Origin of the sequence: Cronobacter muytjensii ATCC 51329, assembly GCF_001277195.1 — a bacterium.
GTDB classification, from domain to species: Bacteria; Pseudomonadota; Gammaproteobacteria; order Enterobacterales; family Enterobacteriaceae; genus Cronobacter; species Cronobacter muytjensii.
On sequence record NZ_CP012268.1, the window covers coordinates 4,281,568 to 4,297,051 of the forward strand.

At 58.6% G+C, this 15,484-nt stretch carries 14 protein-coding genes; 6 read left to right on the forward strand and 8 right to left on the reverse strand.

Features of this window, described 5'->3' with window-relative positions:
• Nucleotides 1-18 precede the first annotated feature (18 nt).
• Entirely contained in the window at nt 19-1,623 is a 1,605-nt protein-coding gene (locus AFK63_RS19565; RefSeq protein ID WP_038866875.1) for an STY4199 family HEPN domain-containing protein, read from the forward strand.
• 79 nt (nt 1,624-1,702) lie between these two features.
• Here AFK63_RS19565 and gorA read toward each other — a convergent pair whose 3' ends face one another.
• The gene (gene gorA, locus AFK63_RS19570) at nt 1,703-3,055 is read right to left on the reverse strand and encodes a glutathione-disulfide reductase (protein WP_038866878.1); all 1,353 of its coding nucleotides are present in this window, start codon (nt 3,053-3,055) and stop codon (nt 1,703-1,705) included.
• A 74-nt stretch (nt 3,056-3,129) separates the two neighbouring features.
• Complete coding sequence (locus AFK63_RS19575; protein WP_038866881.1) at nt 3,130-3,972, reverse strand: 23S rRNA (adenine(2030)-N(6))-methyltransferase RlmJ; 843 nt, start codon at nt 3,970-3,972, stop codon at nt 3,130-3,132.
• Nucleotides 3,973-4,165: 193 nt separating this feature from the next.
• On the opposite strand from AFK63_RS19575, the gene prlC reads away from it, so the two are divergent.
• On the forward strand, nt 4,166-6,208 hold the full coding sequence (gene prlC, locus AFK63_RS19580) for an oligopeptidase A (RefSeq protein ID WP_038866883.1): 2,043 nt from the start codon (nt 4,166-4,168) through the stop codon (nt 6,206-6,208).
• Between the two features lie 8 nt (nt 6,209-6,216).
• Nucleotides 6,217-6,969 (forward strand): 16S rRNA (guanine(1516)-N(2))-methyltransferase RsmJ, encoded by a 753-nt coding sequence (rsmJ, locus tag AFK63_RS19585; RefSeq protein WP_038866884.1) that lies wholly within the window; start codon nt 6,217-6,219, stop codon nt 6,967-6,969.
• 66 nt (nt 6,970-7,035) lie between these two features.
• Here rsmJ and AFK63_RS19590 read toward each other — a convergent pair whose 3' ends face one another.
• The 3 genes from AFK63_RS19590 to uspA form a co-directional block, all read right to left on the reverse strand.
• A complete protein-coding gene (locus tag AFK63_RS19590) occupies nt 7,036-7,311 on the reverse strand; it encodes a type II toxin-antitoxin system RelE/ParE family toxin (RefSeq protein WP_038866886.1) in 276 nt (91 codons plus the stop codon).
• Nucleotides 7,311-7,502 carry a type II toxin-antitoxin system RelB family antitoxin gene (gene relB / locus AFK63_RS19595; protein WP_038866888.1) on the reverse strand — a complete coding sequence of 64 codons (192 nt, stop codon included), beginning with the start codon at nt 7,500-7,502 and terminating at the stop codon, nt 7,311-7,313. Before relB ends, AFK63_RS19590 begins: the two co-directional genes overlap by 1 nt.
• Before the next feature lie 173 nt (nt 7,503-7,675).
• Entirely contained in the window at nt 7,676-8,113 is a 438-nt protein-coding gene (uspA, locus tag AFK63_RS19600; RefSeq protein ID WP_004388310.1) for a universal stress protein UspA, read from the reverse strand.
• Nucleotides 8,114-8,508: 395 nt separating this feature from the next.
• Here uspA and uspB point away from each other — a divergent pair, with 395 nt between their 5' ends.
• A complete protein-coding gene (uspB, locus tag AFK63_RS19605) occupies nt 8,509-8,844 on the forward strand; it encodes a universal stress protein UspB (protein ID WP_038866891.1) in 336 nt (111 codons plus the stop codon).
• Nucleotides 8,845-8,894: 50 nt separating this feature from the next.
• Here the strand turns inward: uspB and pitA are convergent, their stop codons facing one another.
• Nucleotides 8,895-10,397: an inorganic phosphate transporter PitA gene (gene pitA, locus AFK63_RS19610; protein WP_038866892.1), complete on the reverse strand. Its 1,503-nt coding sequence runs from the start codon at nt 10,395-10,397 to the stop codon at nt 8,895-8,897.
• A gap of 229 nt (nt 10,398-10,626) precedes the next feature.
• Between pitA and AFK63_RS19615 the strand changes: the two genes are divergently transcribed.
• The gene (locus AFK63_RS19615) at nt 10,627-11,817 is read left to right on the forward strand and encodes a BaiN/RdsA family NAD(P)/FAD-dependent oxidoreductase (RefSeq protein WP_038866905.1); all 1,191 of its coding nucleotides are present in this window, start codon (nt 10,627-10,629) and stop codon (nt 11,815-11,817) included.
• Nucleotides 11,818-11,823: 6 nt separating this feature from the next.
• Here the strand turns inward: AFK63_RS19615 and AFK63_RS20940 are convergent, their stop codons facing one another.
• Both AFK63_RS20940 and AFK63_RS19625 read right to left on the reverse strand, forming a co-directional pair.
• Complete coding sequence (locus AFK63_RS20940; protein ID WP_071603765.1) at nt 11,824-13,233, reverse strand: alpha,alpha-trehalose-phosphate synthase (UDP-forming); 1,410 nt, start codon at nt 13,231-13,233, stop codon at nt 11,824-11,826.
• Nucleotides 13,234-13,257: 24 nt separating this feature from the next.
• The gene (locus tag AFK63_RS19625) at nt 13,258-14,673 is read right to left on the reverse strand and encodes a glutamine synthetase family protein (protein WP_038866907.1); all 1,416 of its coding nucleotides are present in this window, start codon (nt 14,671-14,673) and stop codon (nt 13,258-13,260) included.
• Nucleotides 14,674-14,977: 304 nt separating this feature from the next.
• Here AFK63_RS19625 and AFK63_RS19630 point away from each other — a divergent pair, with 304 nt between their 5' ends.
• The gene (locus AFK63_RS19630; protein ID WP_038866993.1) at nt 14,978-15,484 is read left to right on the forward strand and encodes an NlpC/P60 family protein; all 507 of its coding nucleotides are present in this window, start codon (nt 14,978-14,980) and stop codon (nt 15,482-15,484) included.

The following is a 15,484-nucleotide window of genomic DNA, read 5'->3' on the forward strand; positions in this document are numbered from 1 at the left end:
GCGTGAAAAGGATGCAAAATGGCCCGCACCACACAGCCTCTGGTAAGAGAAACGTTTGAAACTGCGCTCACGGTGATTCGTCAGGCGTCGGTTGAGATCCTGGTTTTGCTTGGCGTTAACGTCGCGGAAGGAAAAGATCCGCAATGGTTTCTGCAACAGCTTGATCAGGCGCGCCTGAATCTCGGCAACTGGGCGACCGTCGCCCGGCGGCTGAATCTCAACGACGCCGACATGTCCCAGTTCACCCTGCAACTACGCCATTTGCAGCAGCTGGTGCCGCAGTATGAGAGCGGCCAGGATGTTACCGAGAATCAGCTTCTTGCCGCGCTGCGCTTCGTGACCTGCCTTGAGAAGGTACGCAACCAGCAGCCGAAGCTCGGCTACTCCACCGATATGGACGTGAATAAAGAGGCGAAGCAGGGAGAAGCGCTGCGCCAGCTGCGCGCGCTGGATCTGACACTGCGCGGCATGGTGCGCGAGGCATGGCCTGATGAACAGCAGCGCGTCAATCAGCTTAAGCAGTTGTGCGGCGGCGATAAAGTGCGTCGCTGGCTGAAAATGGGCGATAAAGGCGATGTGCTGAGCGGCATGCTGTTCAGCGAGCTGGCGATGCTGGTAGTGGATAAAAAGCTCTTCGCCCGCCATTACGACCGGCTTTTCCAGGGCGCGACCTCGCTGACGCTGTTCGTCGAGCCGCGTAAAACGCTGCAAACGCTGCTGGATGACATCCGTGATATCCGTAATACCGCCACGCTCGGCAAACCGCTCTCCGGCGCGCAGGAAGTGATGCTGGATAACTATTTCAACGCCATCAGCGCACCTCTGCATAAAGCCTGCGGCGAAGGGCGCACGCGCGTGAATCCTGCCGCGCTGATGAAGGCGGATGACGCGCAGTTAAAAACCTTTTTCGAGCATGCGGCGAAGAAAAACAGCGTGGTCGGCGGCGATATTTTTGAGGTGCGCGACACTATCGAAAGCCCGAGCAAGCGGCAGGACGGCAAAAAGCAGGAGACGCGCCAGCTGGTTATGGGCGCGGTGTGGGGTGCGGTGGGTCTTGGCGCTATCGCGCTGGTGGTTGGCGCGCTGTTTATCGCCAGTGATTCGCTCAACCCGCCGACTGCGGCGCGCGACACCACGGCGCCGGTCGCCACCGCGATGGCCGCCGAGCCGGAAAACAATGACGACAGCCCGCGCCACAAGCTCAACAATATGGGCATCACCTGGGATGAAGAAAATCTGCGCGCCGCTATCGACCGTGACGACGCTGTAGTTACGCGCCTCTTTTTAGAAGCCGGGATGAACTGGAAATTAGCCTGGACCGAGCAGGCGCTCGCGAAAAACCAGGAGGCGACGCTTGAGACGCTGCTGCGCTATCGCGTGCAGATGGATGAGTCAAAGCCGTGCCGGCGGATGATCACGACCCTGAGCCACGCGATGTCGCAGGGCGAAAAGCTGACGTCGATGCGTAAACAATATTTGCAGGCGTTTTGCACCGCGCCGGTGGTGGTACAGCGCCAGAAGCATGAGCTGGAGCAGGCGCAGCTGCGTGCGCAGGCGAATCCGGGCGACGAAACAAAGAAATGGGTGAAGATTCGCGAGGCGATTTACCAGACGATTCGGTAATTTCGCGGCGGTAAAAGCGCGGCAGCAAAAAGGGGAAGCGTTGGCTTCCCCTTCTTTTTTGCATTATGCGTAAATGCGATTAACGCATGGTCACAAACTCTTCCGCCGCGGTCGGGTGGATGGCGACCGTGTTGTCGAAGTCTTTTTTGGTCGCGCCCATTTTCAGCGCTACCGCAAAGCCCTGCAGCATTTCGTCCATGCCGAAGCCGATCCCGTGGATACCGACGATCTTTTCCTCCGGCCCGACGCACACCAGTTTCATGCGGCACGGCTGACGGTGTGAGGTCACGGCGGTGTACATCGCGGTAAACGACGATTTATAGATTTTCACCTGATCGTCGCCATATTGCTCGCGCGCCTGCGGCTCGGTAAGCCCGACGGTGCCGATCGGCGGATGGCTGAACACCACGGTCGGAATATTGCTGTAATCAAGGTGCTCATCCGGCTTGTTGTTAAACAGGCGTTCGGAGAGGCGACGGCCCGCGGCGACCGCGACAGGCGTCAGTTCTACTGCGCCGGTGTTGTCACCCACGGCATAAATGCCAGGCACATTGGTGTTCTGGTATTTATCGACGACGATGTAGCCTTTTTCGTTAGTTTTAACGCCCGTCGCCGCCAGGTTGAAATTATCGGTTTCCGGCTCGCGGCCAATCGCCCAGATCAGCGCGTCCACCGTTTCTGACCGGCCATCTTCCAGCGTCAGCGTCAGGCTGCCGTCGCTGTTTTTGACAACCGCTTTTGGCGTTGCGTGGGTGTGCAGCTGCGGGCCTTCGGCCTGCATCACTTCCACCAGCGTTTCAGAAAGCATCGGATCAAAAGTGCGCAGCGGCGCGTGCTTGCGCACAAACAGGTGCGTCTTTGCGCCCAGCGCGTTAATCACGCCTGCCAGTTCAACGGCGATATAGCCCGCGCCCACCACCGCCACACGTTTCGGCAGCGCCGACAGCGCGAAGAAACCGTCAGAATCGATGCCATATTCCGCGCCCGGAATATCCGGGTGGCTCGGACGGCCGCCGGTCGCGATCAGGATGTGATCGGCCGTGATCCGCTCGCCGTTCACTTCCACCGTATGCGCGTCCACAAAACGGGCGAAGCCCTGAATCACATCGACATTATTTTTGCCCAGCACGTTGTCATACGAGGTGTGGATACGGTCGATATAGGCGGTGCGGCTCGCCACCAGCTTTTGCCAGTCAAAATGGTTTACGGTGGTGTCGAAGCCGTAGTCCGGGCCGTAAAGGTGGATAGCTTCAGCGATTTGCGCGGCGTGCCACATCACTTTTTTCGGTACGCAGCCGACATTGACGCAGGTGCCGCCCAGCGCTTTGGCTTCAATCAGGGCGCATTTCTGGCCGTACATGGCGGCGCGGTTGACAGAAGCGATACCGCCACTGCCGCCGCCGATGGCGAGGTAGTCGTAGTGTCTGGTCATGGCTGTTACCTTTTAATGATTCGAATTAACGCGATTGTAGTCCTGACGAAAAAAGGGTCCATCTATGGCTGCGATTACTCCGGCACGACCCATTTCAGCGAGGTGTGGCCAATGCCTGACGGCACAAGCGTTTGATGCAGCCACGGCAGGACATTCGCCATTTGCTGTTCCAGCTTCCACGGCGGGTTGATTACAATCATGCCCGACGCGGTCATGCCGCGCTGATCGCTGTCCGGGCGCACCGCCAGCTCGATTTGCAGAATGCGGCGGATGCCGGTGGCTTCCAGATCGTTTAGCATACGCTTGATCTGGTTACGCAACACCACCGGATACCAGAGCGCGTAAACGCCGGTCGCAAAGCGTTTATAGCCTTCATTGATGCCCTGCACTACCGCCTGATAATCGGTTTTGATTTCATAAGGCGGGTCGATAAGGATCAAGCCGCGACGCGAGGCGGGCGGCAGTTTGGATTTCAACTGTTGATAGCCGTCGGCGCGCTCCACGCGGGCGCGTTCATCTTTCTGAAATTCGCCGCGCAGCAGCGGGAAATCGCTCGGATGCAGCTCGGTGAGTTGCAGGCTGTCCTGCGGGCGCAGCAGCTGGCGCGCGATAAGCGGCGAGCCGGGGTAGTAGCGCAACTGGCCGCTGCGGTTGAAATGCGACACCGCGCTGATGTACGGCTCAAGCTCCGCAGGTAAATCGTCCCGCTGCCAGATGCGCGCAATGCCGTCGAGATATTCGCCCGTGCGTTCGGCGTGTTCGCCGCTCAGCTGATAGCGCCCGGCACCCGCGTGGGTGTCCAGATACAGGAACGGTTTTTCCTTCTCTTTGAGCGACTCAATGATCAGGCTCTGGACAGTGTGTTTGAGGACGTCGGCGTGATTGCCGGCGTGGAAGCTGTGGCGGTAACTGAGCATGCGGGATGGGTTTCCAAAAGGCGTAAATGAACATCGATTTTGAACAGTATACCGGAAAGTGACCGCTTACGGGATGTGCTCTCTGAACGGGTAAAGCCCAGCGCGGGGCATTGAAATTAACTACACTAAACCCCATGCTACAAGACATTGTCGCTGCAAGATGCGCTTAACAAACACTAATCAGGACGCGCTTATGACCAATCCATTACTGACGCCTTTTGAACTGCCGCCGTTTTCCTCCATTAAACCCGAGCACGTGGTGCCAGCCGTGACGAAAGCGCTGGAAGAGTGCCGCGCGCAGGTGGAGGCGGTAGTCAGCCGCGGCGCGCCTTACAGCTGGGAATCGCTTTGCCAGCCGCTTGCGGAGACGGACGACAGACTGGGCCGTATTTTTTCGCCGGTGAGCCACCTGAACTCCGTGAAAAACAGCCCCGAACTGCGCGAAGCCTATGAGCAGACGCTGCCGCTGCTCTCTGAATACAGCACCTGGGTGGGCCAGCACGAAGGGCTTTACCAGGCCTATCGCGATTTACGCGACGGCGAAAACTACGCGAAGCTCGACACCGCTCAGAAAAAAGCGGTTGATAACGCGCTGCGCGATTTCGAACTCTCCGGCATCGGCCTGCCGAAAGAAAAACAGAAGCGCTACGGCGAAATCGCCGCGCGTCTTTCCGAGCTGGGCTCGCTCTACAGCAACAATGTGCTGGACGCGACTCAGGGCTGGACGAAGCTTGTGACCGATGAATCTGAACTCTCCGGTATGCCGGAAAGCGCGCTGGCGGCCGCGAAAGCAATGGCCGAAGCCAAAGAGCAAGAGGGTTATCTGCTGACGCTGGATATCCCGAGCTATCTGCCGGTAATGACCTACTGCGATAACGGGCGGCTTCGCGAAGAGATGTATCGCGCCTACAGCACGCGCGCTTCCGACCAGGGGCCGAACGCCGGTAAATGGGATAACACGCCGGTAATGGAAGAAATCCTGGCGCTGCGTCACGAGCTGGCGCAACTGCTCGGCTTCGACAGCTACGCGGAAAAATCGCTCGCCACCAAAATGGCGGAAAACCCGCAACAGGTGCTGGATTTCTTAACCGATCTGGCCAAACGCGCGCGCCCGCAGGGTGAAAAGGAACTCGCCCAGTTGCGCGCCTTCGCCAAAGAGCATTTCAGCGTGGACGAGCTGCAGCCGTGGGATATCGCGTACTACAGCGAAAAACAGAAGCAGCATCTCTATAGCATTAGCGATGAACAGCTGCGTCCGTATTTCCCGGAAAACAAAGCCGTTAACGGCCTGTTTGAGGTCGTGAAGCGCATTTACGGCATCAGCGCGAAAGAGCGCAAAGATATCGACGTGTGGCACCCGGACGTGCGCTTCTTCGAACTCTATGACGAGAGCGGCGAACTGCGCGGCAGCTTCTATCTCGATCTCTACGCGCGTGAAAACAAGCGCGGCGGGGCGTGGATGGACGACTGTGTCGGCCAGATGCGTAAAGCGGATGGCTCGCTGCAAAAACCGGTGGCGTATCTCACCTGTAACTTTAACCGTCCGGTGAGCGGCAAACCGGCGCTGTTCACGCATGATGAAGTCATTACGCTGTTCCATGAGTTCGGTCACGGCCTGCACCATATGCTGACCCGTATAGAAACCCCAGGGGTCGCGGGCATCAGCGGCGTGCCGTGGGACGCCGTCGAACTGCCGAGCCAGTTTATGGAAAACTGGTGCTGGGAGCCGGACGCGCTGGCGTTTATCTCCGGTCATTTCGACACCGGCGAGCCGCTGCCGCAGGAGCTGCTGGATAAAATGCTGGCGGCGAAAAACTACCAGGCGGCGATGTTTATCCTGCGCCAGCTGGAGTTTGGCCTGTTCGACTTCCGCCTGCACGCGCAGTTCAGCCCGGAGCAGGGCGCGAAAGTGCTGGAAACCCTCGCGGAGATCAAAAAGCAGGTGGCCGTGGTGCCAGGCCCGACCTGGGGCCGCTTCCCGCATGCCTTCAGCCATATTTTCGCCGGCGGCTACGCGGCGGGGTACTACAGCTATCTGTGGGCCGATGTGCTGGCGGCGGACGCCTATTCCCGTTTCGAAGAAGAGGGGATTTTCAACCGCGAAACCGGGCAGTCGTTCCTCGATAACATCCTGACGCGCGGCGGTTCTGAAGAGCCGATGGAGCTGTTCAAACGCTTCCGCGGCCGCGAACCGCAACTCGACGCGATGCTGGAACATTATGGCATTCAGGGCTGATCTTACGCGTGAACATTTGTCTGATTGATGAAACAGGCGCCGGAGACGGCGCCTTATCTGTTCTGGCGGCCCGCTGGGGGCTGAGGCACGACGCCGATAACCCGATGGCCCTGGTAATGACGCCTGCGCATCTTGAATTGCGCAAGCGCGACGAGCCGAAGCTTGGCGGAATTTTTGTTGATTTCGTCGATGGCGCGATGGCGCACCGGCGGAAATTCGGCGGTGGACGCGGCGAGGCGGTGGCCAAAGCGGTCGGCGTGAAGGGCAGCTATCTGCCGCAGGTGGTGGATGCCACGGCGGGGCTCGGGCGCGATGCGTTCGTGCTGGCGTCGGTGGGGTGTCATGTGCGGATGCTGGAGCGCAACCCCGTAGTCGCGGCGCTGCTGGATGACGGCCTGACGCGCGGCTATCAGGATGCGGAAATCGGGCCGTGGCTGCGCGAGCGGTTACAGCTTATCCATGCCTCCAGCCTGACGGCGCTGGAAGCCATTACGCCGCGCCCGGAAGTGGTCTATCTCGACCCGATGTTTCCGCACAAGCAGAAGAGCGCCCTGGTGAAAAAAGAGATGCGGGTGTTTCAGTCGCTGGTGGGGCCGGATCTCGATGCCGACGGACTGCTGGCGCCTGCGCGCGCGCTCGCCACAAAACGTGTGGTAGTTAAACGCCCCGATTACGCGCCGCCGCTTGGCGACGTGGCTACCCCGAATGCCGTGGTCACGAAAGGACATCGGTTTGATATCTACACGGGCACGCTGGCCTAAACAGCCTGGCCCGGTAAGCGTGTGCGTATCGGGCGGTCTGGCTGTTCGCCCATATCGCGATAGTCATTACGGGAACTGCTGACGGGCATGCAGCACGCTCAGCACCAGCAGGTATTCGGAAGTGACGTTATAAACGACGATATTATTCGGATGGGCGATGATTTCGCGGGTATCCGCCACTCGGCCTTCGCGGAACATCTCCGGATAATGCGCTGCGGGTAAAATCGACGCTTCAATACGCGTTAATAACGCCTGCGCGGCGGAAGGATTGTCACTGGCGACAACGCTAATAAGCGCAAAAAGATCCGTTTTTGCTGCTTCAGTCCATTGAATGGGGCGCATTACGCCATTTTTCTACTCACTTTTGCGCTTTCAATGATCTTGCGCGCGCTTGCTATCACATCTTCCTGTGGCGTGATGGGCTGGCGGCTTGCCGCTGCGGCTTCCACTTTTTCACGAAACCACCGTTCGTACTGTTCCGCCTGTTCATGGGTCTCGAATCTGGAGATGCCGGGGAAGTCATGTTTTGGCATACGCGTTTTCTCTACGATTCATTTTTAAGCAGTATAACGTCCGGGTGGGAGTGAACTAATTAAAGCGGAAATGAAAACCGCGGCCTGTGCCGCGGTTTGAGGTCAATGAAATCCGAAATGACTGCCAACGAGAACCTGCAGGGCGGGTAAGCGTCGCGCACCCGCCATCGCCATTACGCCTCTTCGTCGTCGCGCAGCGGAACAATCAACATATCGATATGAACGGTGTTGATAAGCTGACGCGCAGAAGACATCAGCTTGCTCCAGAAATCCTGATGGTGACCGCATACCACCAGATCCACATCATATTTTTTGATAGCGTCAACCAGCACCTGGCCCAGATCGCCGCTGCCGCTCAGGGTTTCGGTGATCGGATAGCCCGCGTTGGTGGAGAGCTCGGTCAGCGCGTGATGCGTTTCTTCGGAGATACGCTTTTGCATGTCGCCCAGGTTAACGTCAATTAACCCGGTGTAGAGGTCGGAATAATTCACATCGACATGAATCAGGGAAATCTTCGCGTTATAGGGGCGCGCCATAGATACCGCTTTATCTACCAGCACTTTGCTTTCAGGAGACAGATCGACCGCGATAAGAATATGTTTGTAAGCCATAGTGTTACTCCTTCCATAAGATGTCGATGACCAGTGGACAGGATGACGTATTGCTGCCTGCGGCGTCATCCCCGTGCCCGCGTCCTGCGTACCACAATCGCGGGAACGCATTCCAGCGTAAAGACTTAGCGCTAAAGCTAATTTTACCTTATAGCGCCCCGGTAGATCCGTCAATGCGCCGGGGTCGCATACATTCAAGCTAAAAATAGCTCCGTGAGCGTTGATAAGGATTAACGATGTGGTAAAAAAATTACCGGATCTCCTACACTATTAAAAAAGCCGTTCGGGTGAATAAATGTGAACCCGATCGACTTTCACGCATGCACGCTTTCACAGAACAGTCTTTCAGGTATTGGAGAGCCATTGCTTTCCAGGCGAGTCGTCGGGGGGAAGGTATGATAAGCACCGTCGCGCTGTTTTGGGCCTTGTTTTTGGTTTGCGTTATTAATATGGCGCGTTATTTCTCATCGTTACGCGCGCTGTTGGTGGTGCTCAGAGGATGCGATCCGCTGCTTTATCAATATGTGGACGGTGGCGGCTTTTTTACCGCGCATGGTCAGCCCAGCAAACAGATTCGCCTTGTCTGGTATATCTACTGGCAGCGTTATCTCGATCATCATGACGACGAATTTATTCGCCGCTGCGAACGCGTGCGTCGCCAGTTTATTCTCACCAGTTCACTCTGCGGATTAGTCATTATCAGCCTGGTTGGGCTGATGATTTGGCATTAAAAAAGCGGGTCAGTTGCCTGACCCGCTTCTTCACGCTTACACGGCTTCGCTTACACGAAACGCAGCGCTATCCAGTACAGCGCGCCTGAGAGCGCGACAGACGCCGGCAGGGTGAATACCCATGCCATCAGGATGCTGGTGACGGTTTTGCGTTGCAGACCGCCGCCATCGACCAGCATCGTGCCCGCGACCGACGACGAGAGCACATGCGTCGTGGATACCGGCATACCGGTATAGCTCGCAACGCCGATGGAGACAGCCGCGGTCATCTGCGCCGACATGCCCTGCGCGTAGGTCATGCCTTTCTTACCGATTTTCTCGCCGATGGTGGTCGCCACGCGGCGCCAGCCGATCATCGTACCGATGCCAAGCGCCAGCGCGACAGCCATGATGATCCAGACCGGAGCGTACTCAATGGTGCTGAGCATATCCGCCTTCAGGTTCTTCAGCAGGCGCTGATCTTCCGCGCTGGTCTCTTTCAGCTTCGCCACTTTGTCGGTGGTATCGGAGATGCAGAGCATAATGCGGCGCAGCTGGCTGCGCTGATCCACGTTCAGCTTGTCATAGCTGTCGATGTTGTTGAGCATCGCTTTCGCGCGATCCAGCGCCAGAATGGCGCGGCTGGCGTCACAGTGGAACTCTTTCGGATTGCCCGTCGGGTTCACCTGCTCCGGCGTCGGGATAACCGGGTCGACGCCCGCCACCTGACGCAGCGCGGCCGGATGCTGCTGGAAGTACGTTTCCACGTTATTGACCGCGTCGCGGGTGCGGGTGATGTCGTAGCCGGAGGCATTCATATTCACCACAAAGCCCGCAGGCGCCACGCCAATCAGCACCAGCATAATCAGGCCAATGCCTTTCTGACCGTCGTTCGCGCCGTGAGAGAAACTCACGCCGATAGCCGACAGAATCAGCGCAATACGGGTCCAGAACGGCGGCTTTTTCTTGCCGTCTTTCTTTTCACGTTCGGCGGGCGTCAGATGGATACGGGCGCGTTTTTTGGTGCCGCTCCAGTAGCGACGCAGCAAAAACACCAGGCCACCTGCGAATACCAGACCGACAATCGGCGAGATAATCAGCGAACCGAAAATATTAATGACTTTCGGGATATTCAGCGCGTCCACCACGGACGTGCCGGTCATCAGGGCGTTAGTCAGACCAATCCCGATGATAGCGCCAATCAGCGTATGGGAGCTGGACGCCGGCAGGCCCAGATACCAGGTGCCGAGGTTCCAGATGATAGCGGCCAGCAGCATGGAAAAGACCATCGCCAGGCCATGAGCGGAGCCCACGTTCAGCAGCAGATCGGTCGGCAGCATATGCACAATCGCATAAGCCACGCTTAAGCCGCCAAGCAGAACACCGAGGAAGTTAAAGAGAGCCGCCATGGCCACCGCAAGTTGCGATCGCATAGCGCGTGTATAGATAACCGTTGCGACTGCGTTTGCCGTATCATGGAAGCCGTTAATAGCTTCATAAAACAGTACAAATCCCAGAGCAAGCAATAGTAACAGGCCAGTGTGTAAATCCAGCCCGGCAAACAAATGTAGCATAGGACGTTACGCCATTTTGAGGACATGAACGCGGCGCATTATCTAAGACAACGGCAGCATGGGCAAAGTGAAATATAGACTTTTTTTAATCGGTGTCATCGGAATGTCAATTTCACTAAAGAGATTACCTTTTAAATTCAATTTATTAGAATTTGTAACAGGGTTTTGTCTGGTGCGACCAGAGAGGAAACTTTACAATTCGCGGCCTTAACGGCAATGAGGAAGGGTTGTGGAACAGTTTGATGCCATCATCGTAGGGGCAGGCGCGGCAGGATTATTCTGCGCGGCGCAGGCAGGGCAGGCGGGGCGCCGGGTTTTAGTGCTGGATAACGGTAAGAAACCCGGACGGAAAATCCTGATGTCCGGCGGCGGACGCTGCAATTTCACCAACCTTTACGTTGAGCCTTCCGCCTACCTCAGCGCTAACCCGCATTTCTGTAAATCGGCGCTGGCGCGCTACACCCAGTGGGATTTTATCGATCTGGTAGGCAAGCACGGCATCGCCTGGCATGAGAAAACGCTCGGGCAGCTTTTTTGCGATGATTCGGCGGAACAGATTGTCACGATGCTAATGGCGGAATGTGAGAAAGGCGGCGTCACCGTGCGGCTGCGCAGTGAAGTGCTGGATATCGCGCGCGACGAGAACGGCTACACCCTGACGCTGAACGGCGGCGCGGCGCAGACCCCGAAGCTGGTGATCGCGAGCGGCGGTCTGTCGATGCCTGGCCTCGGCGCGACGCCGTTTGGTTATAAAGTCGCGGAACAGTTCGGCCTGAAGGTATTGCCGACCCGCGCCGGCCTGGTGCCGTTTACGCTCCACAAGCCGCTGCTGGAGCAGATCCAGACTCTCTCCGGCGTCTCGGTGCCCGCCGTGGTGACCGCTGACAACGACACGGTCTTTCGCGAAAACATCCTCTTTACCCATCGCGGGCTCTCCGGCCCGGCGATGTTGCAGATCTCCAGCTACTGGCAACCGGGCGAGTGGGTAACGGTCAACCTGTTGCCGGATGTCGACGCGGGCGCGTTTATCGACGAACAGCGCGCCGCACACCCGAATCAGAGCCTGAAAAACACACTCGCGATGCTGCTGCCGAAGCGGCTGGTGGAGTGTCTGCAAAGCCTCGGACAACTGCCGGACGTCACGCTGAAACAGCTCAACAGCCGCCAGCAGCAAGAACTGCTGGAGACGCTGCACGGCTGGCGCGTCCAGCCCAACGGCACCGAAGGCTATCGCACCGCGGAAGTGACGCTTGGCGGGGTGGATACTCACGAGCTCTCCTCCCGCACGATGGAGGCGCGCAACGTGCCGGGTCTCTATTTTATCGGCGAAGTGGTGGATGTGACCGGCTGGCTCGGCGGGTATAACTTCCAGTGGGCCTGGAGTTCCGCCTGGGCCTGCGCCCAGGCGCTCGTCGAATAACGCGTTTCAGTAGAGATTTTGCGGCGTGAAAATGCCGTACTGGCGCGTCATCCGGAGCGACGCGGGCGCGCCAGGCTCGCCATCCAGCGCGTCGAGAAACGCGCCCGCCCACCACTGATTATCATACTGCCGCACTTGCGTCAGCAGCGCCGCATGGCGCTGTTTGCGCTCTGCAAGCGGCATCGAGAGCGCGGAATGCAGCGCTTCGCTAAGCTCATGCGCGTCATACGGATTGACGACTATCGCGCCTTTAAGCTGCTCCGCCGTGCCGGTAAATTGCGACAGGATCAGCACGCCCGGATCGGCGGGATCCTGCGCCAGCACATAGGCTTTAGCGCTCAGGCTGACCCCCTCTGACAGCGGCGTAAACAGCCCTGCTCTGGCGCGGCCGTAAATCCCGGCGACGGCGCGCCGGTTCAGCGCGTCGTTATGCAGATAATTCACCGGAAACCAGCTGAGATCGCCAAAAGCGCCGTTAACCTCGCTGCAAAAACGCGCCAGTTGCTGTTCCAGCCGCGGTGAAAAATGCGGGTACTCTTTGGCCGGATCGCTCATTTGCAGCAGCGTCACTTCGCGCAGGTATTGCGGATGGTTATTCAGCAGGCTGCGCATCGCATCGATGCGGTAATGAATGCCGCTGATGTCATTTATCACATCGTCGCTGACGATAAGCTGGCGCGGATATAACGCGCCGCTTTTGCCGGTCAGCGGCGCGTGGCGGGTCGGGCGCGGCGTCGCCACGCCGCAGGGAAAGACGCCGACGTTAATGATATGCCCGTTAACGCGAAGCGTAGTGGCGGAAAGCCGCTCCGTACGGTAGTGGCGCATCACGCACAGCAAAAAGTTATTCACGTCGCTGCCCGACTGAAAGCCAATCAGATCGTAAAAAAAGAGCGAGCGCATCAGCCAGTCATGCTCCGGCAGCGTTCTGAACACGTCGCCGGGCGGAAACGGCTGATGCAAAAAGAAGCCGCACGGGTTCAGCAAACCCGCCTCTTTCAGGCAGCGCCCAAGAGGAATGAGATGGTAATCCTGCACCCAGACCATGTCATCCGGGCAGATCTCGTCCGTCGCCATCTCCGCCACTGCCTCGTTCCAGGTTTTATAGGCGCAGAATGCGCCCTTCTGGTGCGTGGCGAGATCGGGCCGGTTATGGAATACCGGCCACAGCGCCTGGTGCACATAGCCGTGATAGTAGTCGGCGTATTCGGCGGGCGACATCGTCCAGCGCTGGCGCGTATAGCCTGCGGTGTCGCGCACGGCGACCCGGCGCGGCTCCCCCGCAAGACCAATGGCGCCGCTCCAGCCCATCCACAGGCCGCCGCGCTGGCGCATAATATCGTGCAGGGCTTCCGCCTGCGCGTCGGCGCCGTGCGGCACGCCGCACCGGCTGGATATCATGACTAAGCGAGACATGACTCACCTCTTCTTTAAGCGTAATTAATGGCGATGCGCGCGTTTTTCCGCGTCGGTGACTTCACTTTCAAACCGGGCCAGCTCCTGCTGTTTACAGGCGAGCCAGGCGTCGCTGAATGGCGCGCCCAGCCGTTTACGCAGCCAGTCGGCCTCCTGGAAACGCGCCAGCGCGTCCGGCCAGAACAGCGGCAGCTCGGGTTGTCCCGCGCCTGAACCGGCCTGCGGCAACGTAAGCGAATGGTCGAGCCCATAAAGCACCCCCGCCAGTACCGCCGCCGCCACGAGATAGGGGTTGGCGTCCGCGCTCGCGAGCCGGTACTCGATGCGCTGGCTGTTTGCATCGGCGCAGGGCAGGCGAAGCGCCGCCGAGCGATCGTTATAGCCCCAGGAGGAGAACAGCGGCTCGTTCAGGCTCTTGCGCAGCCGCCGGAACGCATTAGCGCCAGGCGTGACCAGCGCGACGCTGGCTGGCATCAACGCCAGCAGGCCGCTCAGGCTGCGGCGCATCATGACGTTTGGCTGACCCGCTTCGCTGGCGAACAGATTATTGCCCTGCGCGTCGTTCAGGCTGAGATGAAAGTGCAGGCCGCTGCCCGCGAGCGCTGACAGCGGCTTCGCCATAAAGCTGGCGTAGTAGCCCTGTTTTTCCGCCACCTGATGTACCAGCCGCCGGGCCGCCAGCACTTGATCGCAGAGCGCCACCACGCGCCCGCTGTGACGAAAATTAAGCTCGAACTGGCCCGCTTGCGCTTCCGCCACGATGCCGCAAAGCGGCAGACCCTGACGGCGCGCTTCGGTTTCCATCGCTTCCAGCAGCGCGTTATCGCGCCCTGGCATGTCGATATCAAAACAGCGCGACGTCGGCGGCGCGCCATCCTGTGCCAGCAGATAGAACTCCACTTCAGGCGCCACGACCGGGTACAAACCGCGGGCGTGAAAGGTCGCCAGCAGGCGCTCCAGCACGACACGAGGCTCAAGCGGGCAGCCTGCGCCATCCGGGCTTTGCATGGCGAGCAGGAGCTGGGCGTGATGCTCTGGATCGCCCGCGCACGGGCGCAGCGTGCCGCTGACCGGCAGACAGCGCCGGTCCGGCTCGCGTTGCGCTACTGCGCCGTCAATCACGTGCCCTTCGATATCCATTTCATAGATCGATTGCGGGAAGTAGCAGCCCTGCGCCAGCGCGCGCAGGCTCTCCACGCTGACGCGTTTACCGCGACGGCAGCCGTTAAGATCGTGCAGATAGATATCAATGTGGCGGGTCTGCGGATATTCCCGCAAATATGCCTCGGCCTCCTGACGAAACGGCACAGCGACACCGTCAGGCGTGCCCGCCAGCATCCATGTATTGAGCAAAGTGGAGAACATAATCGGTTCCTGACTGACGGGCGCCGTTATCGGGCTGCGGGGTTTAAACCAGGGAGTAAGAGCAAAGGAAAACATACGTTACGCTTCTTCAATGCCGCTCGGGCGATGGTCAAAGGCTAGCGTTTTCGGCAGCGCGCCGTTGTAAAAATCCCGTAAAAAGAAAGGCCTGGCGCGTAAAAATGGCGTTTATTCGTTGTGGGGTGAAGGGGTTACGCGCGCTGTACGAAGGGGAATGAAAGGGAAGTAACAAGCGAATGTAGCGAGAGTTGATAGTACGCTTTATCGCCAGTTGTTAACGTTGCGCCCCGTAACAGGAAGCCCATAAGGAGCCCACTTCCTGCCGGGTAGGGAACAGCAACACATGACGTTAGTGACCGCGATGCGTTTTTTATTGATGATTTTTTATTTCGCCGCTTTGCTTTCTGCGCCAGCGTTCAGCGCTGCCCCGTCGCATGTCTGGCACTCCCAGAATGCGAATGCGGATTTCTCATACCGTTTTCACCATGATGCACCGCCGACGCGGTTGAAAAGCGCACTGCTGAGCCGCTACGTCAGCTGGAAGGGCACCCGCTATCACTTCGGCGGCACGACCCGCCGGGGCGTTGATTGTTCGGCGCTGATGCAGCACCTGTTTGCCGAATCGGCGAGTGTTGCGCTGCCGCGCACTACGCAGGAGCAGATTAAAAAAGGCCGGGCGGTAAGAAAAACGGCGCTGCAGCCAGGCGATCTGGTGTTTTTCAACACCGGCCCGCGTCAGCGCCATGTAGGCGTCTATATCGGCGACAACCAGTTCATTCACGCCTCGAAAGAGAAAGGCGTAACCATTTCCAGCCTGAGCAACCGCTACTGGCGCGCACGTTACCTCGCCGCGCGCCGCGTGGTGTGA

Coding starts and splice junctions, on each gene's coding strand:
- prlC (WP_038866883.1), top strand. CDS start 4,166: ATGACCAATCCATTACTGACGCCTTTTGAACTGCCGCCGTTTTCCTCC.
- uspA (WP_004388310.1), bottom strand. CDS start 8,113: ATGGCTTACAAACATATTCTTATCGCGGTCGATCTGTCTCCTGAAAGC.
- AFK63_RS19630 (WP_038866993.1), top strand. CDS start 14,978: ATGCGTTTTTTATTGATGATTTTTTATTTCGCCGCTTTGCTTTCTGCG.
- AFK63_RS20940 (WP_071603765.1), bottom strand. CDS start 13,233: ATGTCTCGCTTAGTCATGATATCCAGCCGGTGCGGCGTGCCGCACGGC.
- pitA (WP_038866892.1), bottom strand. CDS start 10,397: ATGCTACATTTGTTTGCCGGGCTGGATTTACACACTGGCCTGTTACTA.
- AFK63_RS19565 (WP_038866875.1), top strand. CDS start 19: ATGGCCCGCACCACACAGCCTCTGGTAAGAGAAACGTTTGAAACTGCG.
- relB (WP_038866888.1), bottom strand. CDS start 7,502: ATGCCAAAACATGACTTCCCCGGCATCTCCAGATTCGAGACCCATGAA.
- uspB (WP_038866891.1), top strand. CDS start 8,509: ATGATAAGCACCGTCGCGCTGTTTTGGGCCTTGTTTTTGGTTTGCGTT.
- AFK63_RS19625 (WP_038866907.1), bottom strand. CDS start 14,673: ATGTTTTCCTTTGCTCTTACTCCCTGGTTTAAACCCCGCAGCCCGATA.
- AFK63_RS19575 (WP_038866881.1), bottom strand. CDS start 3,972: ATGCTCAGTTACCGCCACAGCTTCCACGCCGGCAATCACGCCGACGTC.
- AFK63_RS19590 (WP_038866886.1), bottom strand. CDS start 7,311: ATGCGCCCCATTCAATGGACTGAAGCAGCAAAAACGGATCTTTTTGCG.
- gorA (WP_038866878.1), bottom strand. CDS start 3,055: ATGACCAGACACTACGACTACCTCGCCATCGGCGGCGGCAGTGGCGGT.